General features: G+C 40.2%; 18 protein-coding genes. 2 read left to right on the top strand and 16 right to left on the bottom strand.

From position 1 onward, the window contains the following. Positions 1-126: 126 nt before the first annotated feature. The 16 genes from rpsA to BMZ41_RS00525 all read right to left on the bottom strand — a co-directional run bounded on the left by rpsA (position 127) and on the right by BMZ41_RS00525 (position 18,180). Positions 127-1,251 carry a 30S ribosomal protein S1 gene (gene rpsA / locus BMZ41_RS00600; protein WP_090166589.1) on the bottom strand — a complete coding sequence of 375 codons (1,125 nt, stop codon included), beginning with the start codon at positions 1,249-1,251 and terminating at the stop codon, positions 127-129. Further along, entirely contained in the window at positions 1,239-2,084 is an 846-nt protein-coding gene (ispH, locus tag BMZ41_RS00595) for a 4-hydroxy-3-methylbut-2-enyl diphosphate reductase (protein WP_090526357.1), read from the bottom strand. Before ispH ends, rpsA begins: the two co-directional genes overlap by 13 nt. A 9-nt stretch (positions 2,085-2,093) precedes the next feature. Next, entirely contained in the window at positions 2,094-2,753 is a 660-nt protein-coding gene (gene cmk, locus BMZ41_RS00590) for a (d)CMP kinase (RefSeq protein WP_330386124.1), read from the bottom strand. A gap of 21 nt (positions 2,754-2,774) precedes the next feature. Then, the gene (locus tag BMZ41_RS00585; protein WP_090166595.1) at positions 2,775-4,004 is read right to left on the bottom strand and encodes a BaiN/RdsA family NAD(P)/FAD-dependent oxidoreductase; all 1,230 of its coding nucleotides are present in this window, start codon (positions 4,002-4,004) and stop codon (positions 2,775-2,777) included. Continuing rightward, positions 4,004-4,918 (bottom strand): MurR/RpiR family transcriptional regulator, encoded by a 915-nt coding sequence (locus BMZ41_RS00580; RefSeq protein ID WP_090166598.1) that lies wholly within the window; start codon positions 4,916-4,918, stop codon positions 4,004-4,006. Before BMZ41_RS00580 ends, BMZ41_RS00585 begins: the two co-directional genes overlap by 1 nt. A 100-nt stretch (positions 4,919-5,018) precedes the next feature. After that, positions 5,019-6,437: an oxaloacetate decarboxylase subunit alpha gene (locus BMZ41_RS00575; RefSeq protein ID WP_090526355.1), complete on the bottom strand. Its 1,419-nt coding sequence runs from the start codon at positions 6,435-6,437 to the stop codon at positions 5,019-5,021. A gap of 41 nt (positions 6,438-6,478) precedes the next feature. Further along, positions 6,479-7,627, bottom strand: a complete 1,149-nt coding sequence (locus BMZ41_RS00570; protein WP_090166602.1) for a sodium ion-translocating decarboxylase subunit beta — start codon at positions 7,625-7,627, stop codon at positions 6,479-6,481. Between the two features lie 14 nt (positions 7,628-7,641). Next, the gene (locus BMZ41_RS00565; protein WP_090166604.1) at positions 7,642-7,998 is read right to left on the bottom strand and encodes a biotin/lipoyl-containing protein; all 357 of its coding nucleotides are present in this window, start codon (positions 7,996-7,998) and stop codon (positions 7,642-7,644) included. A gap of 18 nt (positions 7,999-8,016) precedes the next feature. Continuing rightward, complete coding sequence (locus BMZ41_RS00560; RefSeq protein WP_090526352.1) at positions 8,017-8,811, bottom strand: OadG family transporter subunit; 795 nt, start codon at positions 8,809-8,811, stop codon at positions 8,017-8,019. Positions 8,812-8,829: 18 nt separating this feature from the next. Beyond that, positions 8,830-10,164: a carboxyl transferase domain-containing protein gene (locus BMZ41_RS00555; RefSeq protein WP_090166608.1), complete on the bottom strand. Its 1,335-nt coding sequence runs from the start codon at positions 10,162-10,164 to the stop codon at positions 8,830-8,832. Between the two features lie 162 nt (positions 10,165-10,326). After that, positions 10,327-10,899 carry an SMC-Scp complex subunit ScpB gene (scpB, locus tag BMZ41_RS00550; RefSeq protein WP_090166610.1) on the bottom strand — a complete coding sequence of 191 codons (573 nt, stop codon included), beginning with the start codon at positions 10,897-10,899 and terminating at the stop codon, positions 10,327-10,329. Between the two features lie 20 nt (positions 10,900-10,919). Further along, positions 10,920-11,675 carry a segregation and condensation protein A gene (locus BMZ41_RS00545; protein ID WP_090166612.1) on the bottom strand — a complete coding sequence of 252 codons (756 nt, stop codon included), beginning with the start codon at positions 11,673-11,675 and terminating at the stop codon, positions 10,920-10,922. A 121-nt stretch (positions 11,676-11,796) separates the two neighbouring features. Further along, positions 11,797-13,002, bottom strand: a complete 1,206-nt coding sequence (locus BMZ41_RS00540) for an NADP-dependent isocitrate dehydrogenase (RefSeq protein WP_090526350.1) — start codon at positions 13,000-13,002, stop codon at positions 11,797-11,799. A gap of 62 nt (positions 13,003-13,064) precedes the next feature. After that, entirely contained in the window at positions 13,065-15,470 is a 2,406-nt protein-coding gene (leuS, locus tag BMZ41_RS00535; protein ID WP_090526348.1) for a leucine--tRNA ligase, read from the bottom strand. A 110-nt stretch (positions 15,471-15,580) separates the two neighbouring features. Beyond that, entirely contained in the window at positions 15,581-15,916 is a 336-nt protein-coding gene (locus tag BMZ41_RS00530; RefSeq protein ID WP_090526346.1) for a hypothetical protein, read from the bottom strand. Positions 15,917-16,083: 167 nt separating this feature from the next. Then, positions 16,084-18,180 carry an elongation factor G gene (locus tag BMZ41_RS00525; protein WP_090526344.1) on the bottom strand — a complete coding sequence of 699 codons (2,097 nt, stop codon included), beginning with the start codon at positions 18,178-18,180 and terminating at the stop codon, positions 16,084-16,086. Positions 18,181-18,356: 176 nt separating this feature from the next. Between BMZ41_RS00525 and BMZ41_RS00520 the strand changes: the two genes are divergently transcribed. Next, positions 18,357-19,457: a prephenate dehydrogenase gene (locus BMZ41_RS00520; RefSeq protein WP_090526342.1), complete on the top strand. Its 1,101-nt coding sequence runs from the start codon at positions 18,357-18,359 to the stop codon at positions 19,455-19,457. Position 19,458: 1 nt separating this feature from the next. Next, the gene (gene aroA / locus BMZ41_RS00515) at positions 19,459-20,739 is read left to right on the top strand and encodes a 3-phosphoshikimate 1-carboxyvinyltransferase (RefSeq protein WP_090526340.1); all 1,281 of its coding nucleotides are present in this window, start codon (positions 19,459-19,461) and stop codon (positions 20,737-20,739) included. Positions 20,740-20,753: the final 14 nt, after the last annotated feature.

The raw sequence follows: 20,753 nt of genomic DNA, 5'->3' as shown, positions 1-20,753 counted from the left end.
TCAAAGATATACATCACCACTTTGAATAGATTCATTATACTGATTATTTGTGTATTTATTGTTATATTTCTACGAAGAAATAAAAAATAAGACCTGGAACTAATCCAGGCCTTATAATAATCAATTTTATTCCTCTGAAGCAGCTACTTCTTCGATGTTAACATCAGCAACCTCAGCCTCGTCAGCCTCAGCTGTCTCTGGCTCAAGAAGCGCCTTCATTGAAAGGCTAATCTTCTTCTCGTCATCGTTGAACTCAACAACCTTTGCCTCGATATCCTGTCCGATTGAAAGTACATCAGAAGGCTTCTCAATACGATCCTTAGAAATCTGAGAAACGTGAAGGAGTGCATCAATACCAGGTGCAAGCTCTACGAAAGCACCGAAGTCCTTCATACGAACAACCTTACCCTTAACAACAGAGCCTACAGCGTACTTATCTGCAGCACCATTCCATGGGTTCTCATTATCAAACTTGCAAGAAAGTGCAATCTTGCCGTCCTTGATTTCCTTAACAAATACCTTAATTGTATCTCCAACATTAAGTGTCTTTGTAGGATTCTCTACACGACCCCAGCTCATCTCTGAGATGTGAAGAAGACCATCAGCACCACCTAAATCGATGAATGCACCAAAGTCCTTAACGTTCTTAACTGTTCCTTCGAATTCCTGTCCAACAGCAATCTTAGACATAAGCTCTTCCTGAGCCTTTGCTCTATCAGCAACAAGAAGTGTCTTTCTGTTACCAATGATTCTACGACGCTTTGGATCGAACTCTGTAATAATAAAGCTAATTTCCTGACCCTGGTACTTTCCAAGATCCTTCTCATATACGTCTGATACGAATGAAGCTGGGATAAATACTCTAGCTTCGTCAACAACAACTGTAAGGCCACCCTTAAGAACCTTATCAACAGTAGCTGTAAGAACTTCACCGTTCTCAAATGCCTCTGCTAATCTCTCATTACCCTTTTCCTGAACAAGTCTCTTGTAAGATAAGAGAACCTGGCCCTCGCCATCATTTACCTTTACAACAATAGCTGAAAGTGGGTCGCCAACCTTAACAACTGTAGTAAGATCTACGTTTGACTCGTTGGTGTACTCAGAACGTGTAATAATACCATCTGACTTGTAACCGATATTTAAAACGATTTCATCAGGCTTAACACTGATAACAGTACCGTCTACGACCTCTCCATTGTGTATAGTTTTAAATGATTCCTCTAGCATTTGTTCAAAACTCATTTCTGACATTTCTTTTGAACCTCCTCGATAATATTGTTTGGGGTGGAAGCCCCTGCTGTAATACCTACACTTTCAATGGAACTAAGGCCAGAAAGCTGCAAATCATCAGCTGTCTGTATATAGTAAGTATCGTTGCATTTTGTTTTGCATATCTCATACAATTTCTGCGTGTTAGAAGAATTCTTACTTCCAATGACTATCATAGCATTTACTTTGGAAGCGATTTCAGCCGCTTCAACCTGTCGCTTATTAGTCGCATCGCATATTGTATTCAAAACAATAATATGATAACCTTTTTGCTTTATAATTTCAACTAATTCTTGAAATTTATTATGATTGAAGGTGGTTTGCGACACAATACAAATACTCGCATGAGTATTAACTGAAAAATCCAAAGCCGCCTTTTCATCAGGGATTACAGTGTAATCTTCGCCGTTAATCCAGCCTACAATCCCTCTAACCTCAGGATGATCTGGGTTTCCGATGATGACAATATGCTCACCATTTTTCGAGTGCTCGTCCACTGCTCTATGAATCTTTTTAACAAAAGGACATGTTGCATCAATAATTGTATGACCCTTTGCTTTTAAATCTTCTTCCACAGCTCTGGTAACACCATGAGAGCGAATGATAACTGTACCTGCAGGATAAACTTCGTTAGAATCCTCCTCCATTACCTTTACACCATTTGCCTCAAAGCCCTTAACAACTTCTTCATTATGAATAATTGGGCCATAAGTATATAAAGGTGCAGCACCTTCACTGATTTGTTTTTCTACAACATCTACTGCTCGCTGAACTCCGAAGCAGAAGCCTGCTGACTTGGCTAAAGTAACTTTCATAAATTACCTCTATTTATTACATAAATTAATAATTGCTTCAACAACCTCATCAATAGTCATATTTGAGCTGTCTACTAAAGATGCATCATCTGCCTGCTTAAGTGGGCTGATTTCTCTGTGACTATCACGATAATCACGTTCCTCAATATCCTTTGCAATCTGATCAAAGTCTGCTTCTAATCCCTTAGCTACAAGCTCGTCATAACGTCTCTTAGCTCTGCACTCTACTGAAGCTGTAAGGAAAACCTTAACATCTGCATTAGGAAGAACTACTGTACCGATATCACGTCCATCCATGATAACATCTGTAGTCTTAGCAAGCTCCTGCTGTAATGCAACAAGCTTTGTTCTTACTGGTCCGTAAACAGATGTAGCGCTGGCCATGTTTCCAACCTCTTCTGTACGAATGAGACCTGTAACATCCTCTCCATTAAGAATTACGTGCTGAGCGCCATCTTCATATTTAATAGAAACGTTAATATCATCAACCACTGAAGAAATCTTTGCCTCATCATCCTTTGCGATATTAGAACGAAGGAAGAATAAAGCCATAGCTCTATACATAGCTCCAGTGTCTACATAAACATATCCTAACTTCTTTGCAATAGCCTTAGCTATTGTAGATTTGCCAGCACCAGCTGGTCCGTCAATTGCAACATTCATTGCCATAATAAATTATCCTCCAAAATCTTATATTGATAACCCGGCCAAATAACCAGTAGACCAGGCAATTTGTAAATTAAAGCCTCCTGTAAAGGCATCTAAATCAAGCACCTCTCCAACGAAGGAAAGACCATTTATATTTTTACATTTTAAGGTAGATGGGTCAATATCTTTCACAGAAACTCCACCCTGTGTCACAATGGCTTCATTGTAATCTCGAAGCCCTGATATTGTGAATGGAAAAGCCTTGAGCAAATCAAGAAGCTGACCTCTCTCTTCCTTTGTGACAGAATTGATTTGACGACTGTCATCAAAATCCATAATCTCAATAAAAACAGGAACCATGGAACTTGGAAGTAACCCTCTAAGCACAGAGCTCAAGTGCTTATTCATGTTTTCATTGAAATCTCTTAAAATTCTGTTTTCAAGCTCCTCTCTTGAAAGAGCTGGCTTTAAATCAACAACAGCTTTTAGACTGCCCTTCTTTTGAAGAGTTTTTCCTATTATAGAGCTGGCAGATAAAACCAAAGGACCACTTACTCCAAAATGAGTAAACAGCATTTCGCCAAAGCTGTCATAAAGCTTTTTCTTTTCATCAAAAATTGTAAGATTAACATTTTTAAGGGCAAGTCCCTGCATAGTAGGAATATACGCTTCTTTTGTATTCAAAGGAACAAGAGCTGGTCTTGTTTCTGTAACATTAAGCCCTGCCTTTTTCGCCCATTTTAAACCATCACCAGTGGAGCCTGTAGTTCTGTAAGATAAACCACCAGTTGCTACCACCACGTGGTCGCAGTCCATCTTAGTACCATCCTTTAAAAGGACACCTGTCACAGTATCCTTATCAATAATAATATCCTGTACTTCGGTATGAAGCTTTACTTTTACTCCATATTCCTTAAGCGCTTTTTCCAAAGCCTTAGTAATATCGCTGGCATGATCAGAAACTGGAAATGCCCTGTTTCCTCTCTCTACCTTTGTAGGTGTACCATTCATCTCAATGAAATCTATCATAGATTCTGGACCAAAGGTATATAACGAGCTATATAGAAACTTTGGATTACTAACTATATTCTTAAAGAAATCCTCTATATCACAAGCATTAGTAAAATTACATCTACCCTTTCCTGTAATATAAATCTTCTTACCTAATTTCTCGTTTTTTTCAAGAAGTGTGACTGTATGCCCACACATCCCCGCAGCATACGCCGCCATCATTCCTGCAGCGCCACCGCCAATAACAATAACATTTGCCATTAAGATTCTCCTGGATAGAACATTTTTATAGAATCATCAACCATATCAATTTCATCATTCTCATAAAACTGATATTCATTCCAGACATTCTCAACCATTTCAAGAGTGTCTGCCACCTGAGCCTGTCGGCGATTACAAAGCTCAACAATAAGAGCATTAATAACAGACAATGGTGCAACCAGCGAATCAACAACTGAATGCATATCACTTTCTGCTATAAGATTGCAGGAGCTGTAAAGGTTCATAGGCGAATGTATAGAATCTGTAATCGTAATTACATTAGCCTGTCGGTTATTTGCAAACTCCAATGCCTTTAAAGTACGCATAGAATATCTAGGGAAAGATATTCCTATAATACAGTCCTCCTCACCAATATGAATCATCTGCTCAAACAGTTCTGATGCAGATGATGTCTGAAGATTAACTACATTATCAAAAATAAGATTTAAATAAAATGATAAAAATGATGCAAGTGGAGCACAGGAACGAATGCCAACTACATATATTCTTCTTGCTTTAAGCAAAGTCTCAACTGCATTGTAAAATGCAGCCTCATCCATGGATTCCATGGTGTTTTTAATCTTCAATGCATCAGAAGAAAGCACCTCACGAAGGACTCCATTTTGTTCGATTCCACCCTTTGTAATCTCTACTCTGTCAGTGGTATTGAGCTTACTTCTAACCATAGCCTCTAATGCCTGCTGGAATTCAGGATAGCCACTGTACCCAATGAATGAAGCAAATCTAACTACAGTAGACTCAGAAATACCAATAATTTCTCCAAGCTTTGCTGCAGTAAGGAATACCGCCTTATCGTAATTATCTATGATGTAATTTGCCAAAAGCTTTTGTCCTTTTGACATTCTTCCATATTTTTCATTAATTTTTGAAATTAAATCTGTTGTTGTAGCCATATCTCACCCTTTATAAATGCAAAATACTCCATTAGAAGTTAATTATAGAGTAAAAAAAAGAGTAATGCAAGAAATCTTGCATTACTCAAAATAGCTTTAATTAAACTGGATAAGCTTTATTTTCCTTATCTGCTTTTGCAGGATCAACCTTTGTCTGCTGAGCTTCACGATACTGGAAGAACTCTGTTGCAACCTTAGGGAAAAGTGCATATGTGAGGACATCCTCATCCTGCTGCTTCCACTGCTTGCATTCCTCCTCAAACTTAGCAAGACCTGGCTCAATCAAATCTGCTGGACGACAAGTAATTGCCTTATCCTTATCAGCACCAAGTGCTTTCTCAACAACCTCTGGATTGAAAGGCTTAACTGTCTGACCGTACTTACCAAGCAAGATATCCTTAGTCTGCTCTGTTACTACCTTGTATCTCTCACCCATAAGTACGTTGAATACAGCCTGTGTACCAACGATCTGAGATGAAGGAGTAACAAGTGGTGGCTCACCAAGATCCTTACGTACACGTGGTACTTCCTCAAGAACCTCACGAAGCTTATCTTCCTTACCCTGCTCCTTTAACTGGCTGATAAGGTTTGAAAGCATACCGCCAGGAACCTGATAACGAAGTGTATTGATGTTAACACCAAGTACCTTTGTAGACATAAGTCCACTCTCGATGCACTCCTCTCTGTATGGTCTGAAGTAATCAGCGATTTCTGAAAGAAGCTCCTGATCAAAGCCTGTAGCATATGGTGTGCCTTCGAAAGCAGCTGCCATAACTTCAGTTGCAGGCTGTGATGTACCAAGTGCGAATGGTGACATAGCACAGTCGATAATATCAGCACCAGCCTCTACAGCCTTCATGTATGTCATTGAAGCTACACCAGATGTGTAGTGTGTATGCATTTCGATAGGAAGTGTTGTAGATTCCTTGAGTGCTGAAACAAGCTCATAGGCCTTAGCAGGAACAAGAAGACCTGCCATATCCTTGATACAGATTGAATCTGCTCCCATATCCTCGATACGTTTTGCAATATCCTTCCAATAATCAAGTGTATAAGCCTCACCAAGTGTATAAGAAAGAGCTACCTGAGCGTGTCCCTTCTCCTTGTTTGTAGCCTTTACAGCTGTCTGAAGGTTTCTGATATCGTTGAGACAGTCGAAAATACGAATGATATCGATACCATTTGCAATTGACTTCTGAACGAAGTACTCAACAACATCATCTGGATACTGGCTGTATCCTAAAATGTTCTGGCCTCTGAAAAGCATCTGAAGCTTTGTGTTCTTGAAGCCATCACGAAGCTTTCTAAGTCTCTCCCAAGGATCTTCCTTAAGGAAACGAAGTGAAGCATCAAATGTAGCACCACCCCAGCACTCTACTGCGTTGTAACCAACCTTATCCATCTTATCTACGATAGGAAGCATCATAGAGGTAGGCATACGAGTTGCAATAAGAGACTGATGTGCATCTCTAAGTATTGTCTCAGTTATTTTAACTGGCTTTGGACTAATATCTGCCATTTATTTTATCCTCCTAGTTTACTAATTGAAGAAGTGCAATATTACACACCAAATATTGCCATGAATACACCGGCTGCAACGGCAGTTCCGATAACACCAGCAACGTTTGGTCCCATAGCATGCATAAGAAGGAAGTTTGTAGGATCCTCTTCTGCACCGACCTTTTGTGAAACACGTGCTGCCATAGGAACAGCAGAAACACCAGCTGAACCGATAAGTGGATTAATCTTACCACCAGTAACGTGGCAAAGAAGCTTACCAAATAATACACCAGCTGCTGTACCGAATACGAAAGCAACAAGACCAAGAACTACGATCTTGAGTGTAGCTGCATTTAAGAATGCCTCAGCAGATGTAGAAGCACCTACTGATGTACCAAGAAGAATAACTACGATGTACATAAGAGCATTGGATGCAGTCTCTGTAAGCTGATTTACAACACCAGACTCCTTGAAAAGGTTACCAAGCATAAGCATACCAACAAGTGGAGCTGTTGTAGGCAAAATCAAACATACAATAATAGTAACAACGATTGGGAAGAGAATCTTCTCAAGCTTAGAAACTGGACGAAGCTGAGCCATCTTAATTGAACGCTCTTCCTTTGTTGTAAGTGCCTTCATAATTGGAGGCTGAATGATTGGAACCAAAGACATATATGAATATGCAGCAACAGCGATTGGTCCCATAAGTGCTGATTGTCCTAATTTACCAGCAAGGAAAATAGATGTAGGTCCATCTGCACCACCGATGATAGATACTGCAGCAGCTGCCTGATCTGAGAATCCAAGAAGGATTGCAAGAAGGTAAGCTGTGAAAATACCAATCTGTGCAGCAGCACCAAGCCAGAAGCTGATTGGATTTGCAATAAGTGGACCGAAATCTGTCATAGCTCCAACACCCATGAAAATAAGTGATGGAAGAATTGAATACTCATCTAAAGTATAGAAATAATAAAGCAAGCCGCCTACTCCATTGGAGGTTTCCTCTGGAGATGCAATGATGTCAGGATAAATGTTTACCAACAACATACCAAAAGCGATTGGTAATAAAAGAAGTGGTTCGTATCCTTTTTTAATTGCAAGGTAAAGGAAAACACAGGCAACCGCTATCATGACAAAGTTTCCCCAGGTCAGATTGAAAAATGCAGTCTGATGAGCCAGGTTTAACAATGTCTCTCCAACGTAACTCATGTGTAATCCTCCTATTAGTTCATAGTTGCGAGTAATGCGCCAGCCTCAACCTGCTGACCTTCGTTGCAGTTGATTGATGCAACAGTACCATCCTGAGGTGCAACAACAGGTGTTTCCATCTTCATAACCTCAAGAACAACAACAGGGTCACCCTTCTTTACAGAAGTACCTGCAGCAGCTGCAATCTTAACAACCTTACCAGCAGCACCTGCCTCAATCTTAACACCACCAGCAGCGCCTGTAGCAACTGGAGCTGGAGCAGCAGCCTTTGGAGCAGCTGCAGGAGTAACTGGAGAAACGCCAGAGCCTCCCTTATCTTCTACAGTAACATCGTATACTGTTCCATTAACAGTGATTGTATAATTTTTCATGGAAATTTCCTCCTAAGTCTAAAATCTTTTCTTGATAGAACGTACTACAAACGAATCTGTAGAAGCTCCTGTGCTTGCAGCGATTGCTGCAGCAATAACAGCAACAAGCTGTAAATCATCTGTTTCATTCTTTACGGATGTAGCAACTGGTGTAGCTGCAGGAGCAGCAACAGCCTGTGGCTCTTCCTTCTTTTCCTTTGCTCTCTTCTCGAGCTTAGGAATAATCTCGAAGCACTTGATTACACCAGACATAACAACAAGCATTGCAAATACAATAAGGATACCCATTACTGTATTTAAAGCAGCCTTCTGCATTGTCTCGCCTAATGTGTAAACTGGCTCGATATCAACTGCTGTAGGACCAGCATCAACATCGTTAGCGTTGTAAACGAATGTTGTCTTTAAATCTCTAACTGTAAAATCAGTAATCATTGTGGCTGTGATTGTCTTACCAGACTTCTCAACCTCAACCTTACCAAAATCAACAAAATCTCCTACCTTAACATCCTTAATATCTTTGTAGCTATCGATAAGACTATCAAAACCTACAAAGCTTGTAGATAAGAACTTTGGAAGACCAGCTTCTTTAACTGCATCGCCATACTGACCAAGTCCGTTAGCCATAAAGTATTCAGTAGCCTGCTCGTACTCAGACTCATCTAAGCTAAGTGCGTAATTCATGTATAGCTTCGCGATAGTGTCGTAAGCTTCTGTATCGTATCCTCCGTAAGTGTTATCTTTCTTGCCGCCACAGGCAACAAGACTAAGAGCAAGGATTAAGGTAGTGAAAACTACTAAAATTCTTTTTTTCATAAATTCACCTTCCTGCTCTTAAAAGAACATTTCAAATCCTGCAATAATGTATTTTCTAGCATCTGCTGTAGAAACGATTCTGTCAATGTGACCGTGAGCTGCAGCTGTAAGTGCACTATCCTGAAGCTGAGCATAATCCTTTTCAATAGCAGCTGCGTCTGTGCCATTTTCGCTTAAGATTCTAGCAGCCTTAGCAGCTTCCATAGCACCAACTGATGCTGTCTCGAAAGCATATACTAAATCTGCGCCAAGTGACTTAGAGTTCATAAGTACATATGGACTACCATAAGCCTGCTTAGTAATAAGATTAATCTTTGGAATGCTTGCATCAACAAATCTCTGTGTCATCTGTGCAAGAGCACGTGGTAAACGCTTCTCCTGGCATACACAAGATTTAAATGCAGCAACATTAGTAATAGAAAGAACTGGGATTTCGTACATATCACAAAGATCAACAAAATCAGCTGCCTTCTCGCAACCAGTTGCAGAAAGGAAAGCCTCTCCGTCAACTTCTCTATTACCTACCACACCAATTGTTACTCCATCAAGCTTCATAAGACCTGTAACCATTTCCTTGGCAAAACCAGCCTTAAGCTCGATGAATTCTCTGTTATCAGCAAGCTCTGTAGCAACTGCTGCTGCGTCGCCTACCTTAGACTCAAGACCTTCTGATGCTCTGTTAAGATCATCTGTAGCCTCTGTAATGTCGTTAGGAATCATTGAGATAACCTGTCTCATAGATGCAACAACCTCTGAAAGAGATCCGTGCATATCTACTGTACCAGCCTCTTCGAACTGGAATGCTGCTGAAGATGAATCGCACTCTTCTGCTCTGTTGCCCTTAATAGCATCTGGAGAGTTATAGAAAAGTGAAGCACCATCAACCATGAATGTGAAATCAGCAAGTGAAGGAAGAACTGAAAGTCCACCACCACAATTTCCTGCTACACACATAAGCTGTGGAATAACACCCTTTACATCAGCTGCTCGCTCGATTACAGAACCAAGAGCTTCAAGAGCATCAAAAGACTCCTGAAGACGAACACCACCACAATCGATAAAACCGATGACAGGAGCACCAACTTTAAGTGCCATGTCATAAAGTGACAGAATCTTCTTAGCATGCATCTCACCAATTGTACCGCCCAAAACCTCGGCATTCTGGCTAAAAACGAACACTAATGTGCCATCCACAAGACCATGACCAATAATAACTCCATCTGATGGTTCTTTCTTTGCATCAAGGTTAAAATCTGTGTTGCGTGACATTACTAATGACTGAAGCTCAACAAAGCTGTTATCATCAAGTAATGCGTTAATTCTAGCCTGAGCTTGACTTAAATCATTACCCATCTCATACCTCCATTTATATAAAATATTTCAAATTTCTCGCAAGTCTAATAATAGTGTATTTTAATTCTGTTTTCAACGTAAATACGTTAAAAAATTGTCATAAAAAACCACCCAAAAATTTGGGTGGTTTTTTGTCGAATTTCACTTGATTTTTTATTATTTTTATATTGTAACTTCTACGTTATTTGCTTCATTTTCAGCCTCGATTTTAAACTCTTCAATCTGAGTCTGTGAAAGCTCTGGAAGTTCATCAATAGATTTCACTCCGAAGGATCTTAAAAACTCTTCAGTAGTACCAAAAAGCATTGGTCTTCCTGGTGCATCAAGACGTCCCAGCTCTGTACAAAGCCCAAACTCTACAAGCTTTGAAACAGCGAAATCACAGGATACTCCTCTGATTTTTTCTATTTCTGATTTTGTAATTGGCTGCTTATAAGCAATAATTGAAAGAGTCTCAAGAAGTACATCTGTAAGTACGTATTTACGTGGCTGCTTTGCAATTCTAATAAGATATTCATAAATTTCAGGATTAGTGCACATCTGATATGCACCATCAATCTCAGTAATTGTAATACCACGCTTGTCAGCTGCATATTTTTCCTTAAGGGAATTAATAGCCTGCACTACCTGCTTTTCATCTATTTCAAGAGCCTTTGCTATTCTGGAAGCCTCAACTGTGCCTCCCATCGCAAACAAAATGCCCTCAACTATATTTTCAATCTCTTTTAATTCCATAATTATTCTCTCCGTAGATATTAGGCTGCGATTCTGGATTCAATCAGAATATCAGTGAAAGTATCTTCCTGGGTGATATTAATCTGACCAGCCTTCATCATCTCTAAAATACAAAGGAAGGTAACAATAACCTCTGTCTTTGAGTGTGCAGCTTCAAGAAGATTTCTAAAGCTGAAGGTGTTATGTGCCTTCGCAAATGCGATAGTCCATTCCATTTTCTGTTCAAGAGAAACCTCTTCCTTTTTTATCTTTCCAAATGTAGAACGGATTGGGTCTCTCCTATTATCCTGACGCTTAAGCACCTGTTGAAAAATATCATTAAGCTTGTTAAGTGTAAGGTCTGCCATAAGCTCTTCCAAATCAACTGGCTGCTGATACTTTAAAACTTCCTCTGGAATAGTAGGTTCCTTGTAGAAAACAAGGCTTGCATCTATCTGTCTGTCTCTAAGCTGATAAGAGATAGTCTTATACATCTTGTACTCTAACAGCTGCTGAACAAGCTCTGCACGTGGATCCTCAGGCTCTTCACCCTCTTCTGTCTTCTCTTCCTGTGGCAATAACATACGACTCTTGATATCAAGAAGTGTGGTAGCCATAAGCAGGAACTCAGACATAACATCTAAGTCGCTGTTGTCCATAGCACGAACATACTCCATATATTGATCTGTAATCTCAACAATAGGGATGTCATAAATATCAACTTTATTCTTATCAATCAGGTGAAGTAATAAGTCCAATGGACCTTCAAAAACCTGAAGCTTAACATTCATTTCCATACATTTTCTCCATAAGGAGCATAAAAAATAGCCCCATACATTTAAGTATGAGACTATTATAATAGACTATATTGTGCAAGTCAATAAACACAAACACTAAATCTTGTGTTTTCAGACTATTTTAAAGAGATTCAAGAGTTTTACGAATTTCAATGATGAAATCCCTTGAATTAAGGACTGCTGGGTTCTCGATTGATGTAATGAGAGCCAAATCCTTTGTCATCTTTCCATCTTCGATAGTCTTGATACAAGCCTTCTCAAGCTTGTCAGCAAATGCAGAAAGCTCTGGTATACTATCAAGCTCACCGCGCTTTCTAAGAGCGCCTGTCCATGCAAAAATTGTAGCTACAGAGTTTGTAGATGTCTCCTCACCCTTAAGATGCTTGTAGTAGTGACGCTGAACTGTTCCGTGAGCAGCCTCGTACTCGTAGTAACCAGCAGGGCTTACAAGAACAGAAGTCATCATAGCAAGTGAACCAAAAGCAGATGAAATCATATCTGACATAACATCACCATCATAGTTCTTACATGCCCAGATGAATCCGCCCTCAGATTTCATTACACGAGCAACCGCATCATCAATAAGGGTATAGAAGTATTCGATACCAGCAGCATCAAAGGCAGCCTTGTACTCCTTATCAAAAATCTCCTGGAATACGTCCTTAAAAGTATGGTCATACTTCTTAGAAATAGTATCCTTTGTAGCAAACCATAAATCCTGCTTTGTATCTAAAGCATATTTAAAGCAGCTATGAGCAAAACTTTCGATTGAATCGTTAAGATTGTGCTGTCCCTGAACTACACCTGGTCCGTTAAAGGTATGAACAAGTGCACGCTCTTCCTTGCCATCCTCAGATGTGTAAACAAGCTCTACCTTACCAGCTGCAGGAATAACCATCTCGGTATTCTTATAAACATCACCATAAGCATGACGGGCAATTGTAATTGGTTTCTTCCATGACTTAACATTTGGGTCAATTCCCTTTACAACGATTGGAGCACGGAATACTGTACCATCAAGGATTGCACGGATAGTGCCATTAGGACTCTTCCACATTTCCTTAAGGTTGTACTCAGTCATACGTGCTGCGTTAGGAGTGATTGTGGCACACTTAACAGCAACTCCATACTTCTTTGTAGCCTCAGCAGACTCAACAGTAACCTTATCATCTGTCTCGTTTCTGTGCTCAAGACCAAGGTCATAGTACTCAGTCTTTAAATCGATGAAAGGAAGAAGAAGCTCGTCCTTAATCATCTGCCAGAGGATGCGTGTCATCTCATCGCCGTCCATCTCTACAAGTGGGGTTGTCATCTGAATTTTGCTCATAACGTATTCTCCTTATCTTATAACTTTATAGAATAAGCCTGCCGCTTTGGCAGGCTTAAACATTATTTAACTACAAGGTTAACAATCTTGTTTGGAACATAGATTTCTTTAACGAGATTCTTACCTTCAATTGCACCCGCAACGGCAGAATCTGCCTTTGCAATTGAAAGAGCCTCATCCTTCTCACATCCGTTAGGAATCTTGATTGTAGCCTTAAGCTTACCATTTACCTGTACAGCGATTTCGATAGTAGACTCAACAATCTTAGCTGGGTCAAACTCTGGCCAAGCTGAAAGTGATACATATCCCTCTCCGCCAAGCTCAGCGTACATTTCCTCACAAAGGTGTGGAGCAAATGGAGCTAAAATCTTAACAAGTAATACAAGATTATCCTTAGTAATATGTCCCTCTGCAATGATATCGTTAAGAAGTCCCATCATAGCTGCGATAGCTGTGTTGTACTTCATAGCCTCGATATCCTCAGAAACCTTTTTAATTGTCTTATGAATTCCTGTCTCGATAGACTCGCTGTTAGCCTCATCAGTAACAATATCTGTAAGACCTGCGAATCTCTCAAGGAATCTCTTACATCCACGAACAGATGCATCTGACCAAGGAGCAGCTGCGCCGTAATCACCCATGAATAATACGTAAGTACGAAGCGTGTCTGCACCGTAAGCATCTACAATATCAAGTGGATCAATAACGTTTCCACGAGACTTAGACATCTTCTGTCCGTCCTCGCCAAGGATCATGCCCTGTGCACTTCTCTTCTTGTATGGCTCTGGAGTATTAACTACACCAAGGTCATAAAGGAAGTGATGCCAGAAACGTGAATAAATCAAGTGGCGTGTAACGTGCTCCATACCACCGTTGTACCAGTCAACTGGCATCCAGTAGTTGAGCTTGTCCATAGCTGCGAGCTCGTTATCATTGTGTGGATCGATGTAACGTAAGAAATACCATGATGAACCAGCCCACTGAGGCATAGTATCAGTCTCTCTCTTAGCGTCAGCGCCACACTTAGGGCACTTGCAGTTTACAAAGCTGTCAATCTTTGCAAGTGGTGACTCTCCGTCTGTACCTGGCTCGAAGTTCTCGAGAACTGGTAACTTAAGTGGAAGCTCCTCAAATGGAACTGCTACATCACCACATGTAGGACAGTGAACGATTGGAATAGGCTCACCCCAGTAACGCTGTCTGTTGAATGCCCAATCCTTCATCTTGAACTGAACACCAGCCTTACCGCAACCAAGCTTTTCAAGCTCCTGAATCATTCTGTCGATTGAGTCCTTCTTGTTGTTAAGACCATTAAGGAACTCAGAGTTAATCATGTTACCTTCGCCTGTGTAAGCTTCCTTAGTAACATCTCCACCCTCGATAACAGGGATAATATCAATACCAAACTTAGTAGCGAAATCCCAGTCACGCTGATCGTGAGCCGGAACTGCCATGATAGCACCAGTACCATAACCCATCATTACATAATCAGAAATGAATACTGGAATCTTCTTGCCTGTAATTGGGTTGATTGCATCGAAGCCCTCAACTCTAACACCAGTCTTGTCCTTAGAAACAAGCTGTGTACGCTCGAACTCAGACTTCTTCTGGCACTCAGCTCTGTAAGCTAAGATAGCATCCATGTTAGAAATCTTGTCTGCATACTCATCGATATATGGATGCTCTGGAGCAATAACCATAAATGTAACACCACAAAGTGTATCTGGTCTTGTAGTGTAAATCTCAAGCTTTTTATCTATACCATCAAGTGTGAAATTAACGAAAGCACCCTTTGACTTACCAATCCAGTTTACCTGCTGCTGCTTGATATTCTCAGGGAAATCTACCTCATCGAGACCCTGAAGAAGCTTATCAGCATACTCTGTAATACGAAGGTACCAAACATCCTTCTCCTTCTGGATTACATCGCTGTCACAGATATCGCACTTACCACCCTGCGAATCCTCATTTGAAAGTACTACCTTACAATGTGGGCAGTAGTTAACAAGAGTCTTATCTCTGAAAACAAGACCCTTCTCGAACATCTTAAGGAAAATCCACTGTGTCCACTTGTAGTAATCCTCCTGAGTAGTGTCGATTGTACGACTATAGTCAAAAGAAAAACCTACGCTCTTAAGCTGTGTAGTGAACTTTTTGATATTGTCATCAGTGATCTTTCTAGGATGTGTATTTGTTTTGATAGCATAGTTCTCTGTAGGAAGACCGAAAGCATCGAAACCGATTGGGAATAATACATTATATCCCTGCATGCGGCGCTTTCTAGAAACTACCTCTACTGAAGAATATGCCTTGATATGTCCAACGTGCATACCTGCACCTGATGGATATGGGAACTCAACCAAGCCGTAGAATTTTGGCTTGTCAGAACCATCAACAGCCTTAAAGATATCATCTTTTTCCCAGGCTGCCTGCCATTTTTTCTCAATTGCTTTAAAATTGTGCTTCATTTTCTCACCTCGAACTTTACTTAACTAAACAAAAATTATAATAAAAGCTGTGTAGTTTTGCAATAAAACTACACAGCAAAATTGGTTTTTATTGAAAATATGCTTAGCGATTAGGCTATCACCGACATCATAGCTAGCATTCCTAAGTTTGTAATATAGGTTCTGCGCTCATCTATGTTCCAGTATTTTTCCTCTACCGGCTTTACATCCAGGTACTCACCATAGTTTAGTGGTGCCACAGATCCATCTGCTACAAAGGGAACCACATATTTTCCTGAAATATCATCTTTATAAACACAAATCCCTGCTTCATCGGGATTATTAATATCTATTGTCTTACTAAATGAAATCAAGTCATCTAAATTTCCAGCCACAGCCTCAAAAAAATACTCTTCAACTTCAGGCTCTGCCTGCTCCGTTACTTCTACATTATATTCAATAATCAATTACATTATCCTCTCGTTCTGAAAAAGTGCTCTGATATAGTAGCACGACTTATGAAATGACTCTACCTGCAATTTTTTCAGTCTGTGAAATATGTAACCGAAAATCTAATATTATAGAAAAAAGACTGATGAAGTAACAACCTCATCAGTCTTTCAAATTTTAAATATTATTCCTCATCTACATCCTTAATCTTATTAGCGCGTCTCTCAACCTCCTTAGCCTGAACATCTGAAGGAACCTGCTCATAGCGAGCTAATTCATAAGAGAATGTACCGTAGCCACCAGTCATTGAACGAAGCTGGGTATCATACCCGTAAAGCTCAGCCATAGGAACTTCAGCCATGACCTCAGTCTTGCCACCTGTTTCTGTAGGATTCATTCCAAGAACACGTCCACGTCTCTTGTTCAAATCCCCCATTACATCACCAGTGTAGCTATCTGGCACTACAACCTTAAGTGTCTCGATTGGCTCAAGAAGGATTGGATTAGCCTTCATGATACCATCCTTGAATGCACCCTTAGCTGCAACCTTGAATGCCATTTCTGAAGAATCAACTGGGTGATAGCTTCCATCATAAAGGTTAGCATGTACACCAACTACAGGATAAGCTGCAAGTGGTCCTGCAAGAACAGCTTCTGAAAGTCCCTTCTCAACAGCTGGGAAATAGTTCTTTGGAACTGCACCACCAACTACAGACTCTGTAAAGTTGTAATGCTCTTCCATATTTCCAGAAGGCTCAAATGTCATCTTAACGTGACCATACTGACCATGACCACCAGTCTGCTTCTTATACTTATACTCTACATCAGCCTTTCCTCTGATTGTCTCTTTGAATGCAATCTTTGGCTGGCTAAGCTCGATGTCTACTTTGTACTTCTCATTAAGCTTCTGAACAAGCATATCGATATGTCTGTCTCCGATACCATAAAGAAGTGACTGACTGTTCTCGCCATCATTAACAGCCTTGATGGTTAAATCCTCAGCACAAAGCTTTGCGAGTGCCTGTGCAATTTTATCTTCATCTCCCTTATTTTTAGCCTTATATCTCTTGTATGTATAAGGAACTGAAAGTGGTGTTCTGATGTAAAGAATTGGATTAGCCTTTGTAGAAAGTGAGTCTGTAGTAGCTACCTTCTGGAGCTTTGAAAGTGCACAGATATCACCTGCGTGAACCTCAGGGACTTCCTCAGCCTTGCTACCTGTTAAGATGTAAAGCTTTCCAATCTTCTCCTCTGTCTCTTTATGCTTGTTATAAAGCAAATCATCCGTCTTAAGAACACCTGAATTAACCTTGATAAGTGAATACTTACCAACGAATGGGTCGACGATTGTCTTAAATACATAAGCACTCTTTGGCTTAGAGAAGTCATAGTTTGCTTCGTAAACTTCATTCGTATTTGCGTTAATTCCTGTAATCTTGCAATCAGCTGGTGATGGAAGATACTTAACAACGTCAGTAAGCATTGTATACTGACCTCTGTTAGTAAGATTTGAACCCATCATAACTGGAACAATATCACCAGAAGCTACGTTTACACGAAGTGCCTGACGGATCTCATCTTCAGAGAACTCTTCGCCACCAAAATATCTATCCATGAATTCCTCTGATGTCTCAGCAACTGATTCCATCAAAGCTTCACGATATTTCTCCAAATATTCCTGATTGTAATCAGGTACATCAGAGTGTTCTACTGTTCCATCAGCCTTCCAGCGCTTGCCGATCTGCTGGATGACATTTACATAGCCAACAAACTCTCCATTTTCTCTAATTGGAAGATGGAAAGGAGCAATCTTCTTTCCGTACAAACTCTGAAGCTCCTCAACGATTTCTCTATAGCTGGCATCATCTATATCCATGTCAGTTACAAATACCATTCTAGGAAGATTAAATTTGTCGCACATCTCCCAAGCTCTCTTTGTACCAACCTCAATTCCGCTTTTACCTGAAATAACAATAATAGCCGCATCTGCTGCCGAAACTGCCTCCTCAGCTTCTCCGACGAAATCAAAATAACCTGGTGTGTCTAGGAAATTAATCTTAGTATCGCCCCAAATGATTGGAACTAAAGAAGTGTAGATAGAAAATTTGTTTTTTGTCTCCAGTTTGTCGTAGTCACTAATGGTATTACCAGCCTCGATAGTGCCTGGCTTGCTGATCTGACCAGCTAGAAAAGCCATTGATTCGATGAGACTGGTTTTGCCCGCCCCGCTGTGACCAAGCAACACAACGTTTCTAATTTTGTCCGTAGTAAATACCTTCATGTGTCTTACCTCCCAATGAGTTATTCGACGCCTTAACCCCGCCGCGCCGTGATGTTATAAAACTTATATATATTATATTTAATATTCAGACTATTTACAACGCATAAATGTGATATTATATAAATATATTTTCGCTTTAAAGTATTAAAGTATCATATGTTTTGGGAGATTTATTTATGAAGACAAAAACTATCGGATTTGTAGGACTAGGACTAATTGGAGGAAGTATCGCAAAAGCGATATTAAACGTATATCCGAATACAAGAATACTGGCTACTGCTTCCAGAGAATCTACAATCGAAGCAGCTTTTGAGGAGCGCCTTATCGACAACAACGGCCTTCTTAAAATTCACCAGTTCGGTCAGTGTGATATCATCTTTCTTTGCAGCCCTGTAAAGATTAACTGCGATTACCTAAAGATGCTTAAAGATGTTGTTAAGCCAGACTGTATTATCACTGATGTAGGTTCTACAAAAGGCGATATCACATCTGTAGCAAGAGAACTCGGTATGACTAATCAGTTTATAGGTGGTCATCCTATGACTGGTTCGGAACTTACAGGACTTGAGCATTCAAACGCACTTCTTCTTGAGAATGCATATTATATCCTTACCGCAGATTCTGAAATGAATCGCGAAACCTACGATGAATTTGCTTCGTATATCGAAAGCCTTGGTGCAATTCCAATCATGCTTACACCTGAGGAGCATGATGACGCCACAGCTGCTGTATCACATCTGCCACACGTCATTGCAGCCTCTCTTGTAAATCTTGTACAGGATACAGATGATGAGCGCTCTATTTGCAAGACTATTGCAGCAGGTGGTTTTAAGGATATAACCAGAATCGCTTCTGGCTCTCCTACCATGTGGCAGCACATTTTCCTTAGCAACAGAGATGCTTTAATTAAACTTATTGATATATACAAAGATAAGTTGGAAGACTTTAGAACTGCTATATTAAAATCCGATGCAGATGAAATTTTACGACTATGGACAAAAGCAAAGGATTACAGAGATTCCATTACAATTCCAGATAATGCTTTACTTCGTTTTTACGAATTATATTGCGACATTGATGATAAACCAGGTACACTTGTAGGAGTTCTTCAGCTACTTGCTGATGCTGATATCAGTGTAAAGAATATCGATATCATTCATAACAGAGAATTTGAACCTGGTGTTCTTCGAATCGAATTCTATACAGATGAAGCTATGAAAAAAGCTCAAACAATTTTGGTACATAATAACTACTATGTAAGACAAAGGACAAATTAATATGCCAATTAATAAAGCAAAAAGTTTAAAAGGTGAAATCAAGGTTCCAGGAGATAAGTCCATCAGCCACCGAGGTGTTATGTTCGGTGCTATTTCCGAGGGTGTCACAGAATTAACTGGATTCCTGGATGGTGCTGACTGTCGCTCCACTATCGGCTGCTTTAAAGCCATGGGAATTGATATCTCTCAGGACAGAGATCATGTTGTGATTCATGGAAAAGGTCTTCATGGACTAAGTGAGCCACAGCAGGTTCTTGATGTAGGAAACAGTGGTACTACTACCCGACTTATATCAGGTATTCTTGCCGGTCAGCCCTTTGTCAGCACCTTAAATGGTGATGAATCCATTCAGAAGCGTCCAATGGGAAGAATCATTACACCTCTTACACAGATGGGCGCCTATATCAAATCAGTAAAGAATAACAACTGTGCACCACTTGAGGTAGGCGGCGTTCCTCTCGCTCCACTTCGCTATGATTCACCTGTAGCCAGTGCTCAGGTAAAATCCTGCGTACTTCTTGCAGGGCTTTATGCTGACGGAATCACCTCTGTCACAGAGCCAGTTGTTTCACGAAATCATACAGAGCTTATGCTTTCAGGTTTTGGCGCCGACATCAAATCAGAAGGTCTTACCGCTACTGTTGTAGGCGGCCCTAAGCTTGTAGGTCAAAAAATAGAGGTCCCAGGTGATATTTCATCAGCTGCCTTCTTTATTGTTGCAGGTCTTATATGTCCTAATGCAGATTTATTAATTAAAAACGTAAATACGAATCCAACCCGCGCAGGCATTATAAAAGTTGCACAGGATATGGGAGGAAATATTGAGCTTCTCAATGAGCGAATTGTAAGCGGTGAACCTGTAGCAGATATTCATGTAACTACAAGCGAGCTTCATGGATGTGAAGTTTCAGGAGATATTATTCCTACACTCATAGACGAGCTTCCAGTTATCGCTGTAATGGCAGCCTGTGCAGCAGGTACTACCGTTATTACGGATGCATCAGAATTAAAAGTAAAAGAAAGCGATAGAATCGCCACAGTCACAGAAAATCTTTCGAATATGGGATGTGACATCACTCCTACTGACGATGGAATGATTATCAATGGTGGCAAGCCTCTGAAAGGAACACTTATTAAAACATATTTAGACCATCGTATCGCTATGGCCTTTGCAATTGCAGGACTTGTGGCAGATGGTGAAACAACTTTCGATAGCGAAGACTGTTGTTGTATTTCATATCCAGATTTCTTTAACACATTAAAGTACCTCACTAATCAATAAGGTTAGTGAGGTAC

It is taken from the genome of Pseudobutyrivibrio sp. UC1225, assembly GCF_900115215.1.
Taxonomy (GTDB): Bacteria; Bacillota; Clostridia; order Lachnospirales; family Lachnospiraceae; genus Pseudobutyrivibrio.
Note: the sequence above shows the minus strand (reverse complement) of the source record. Positions and strands in the feature narration are given on the sequence as shown.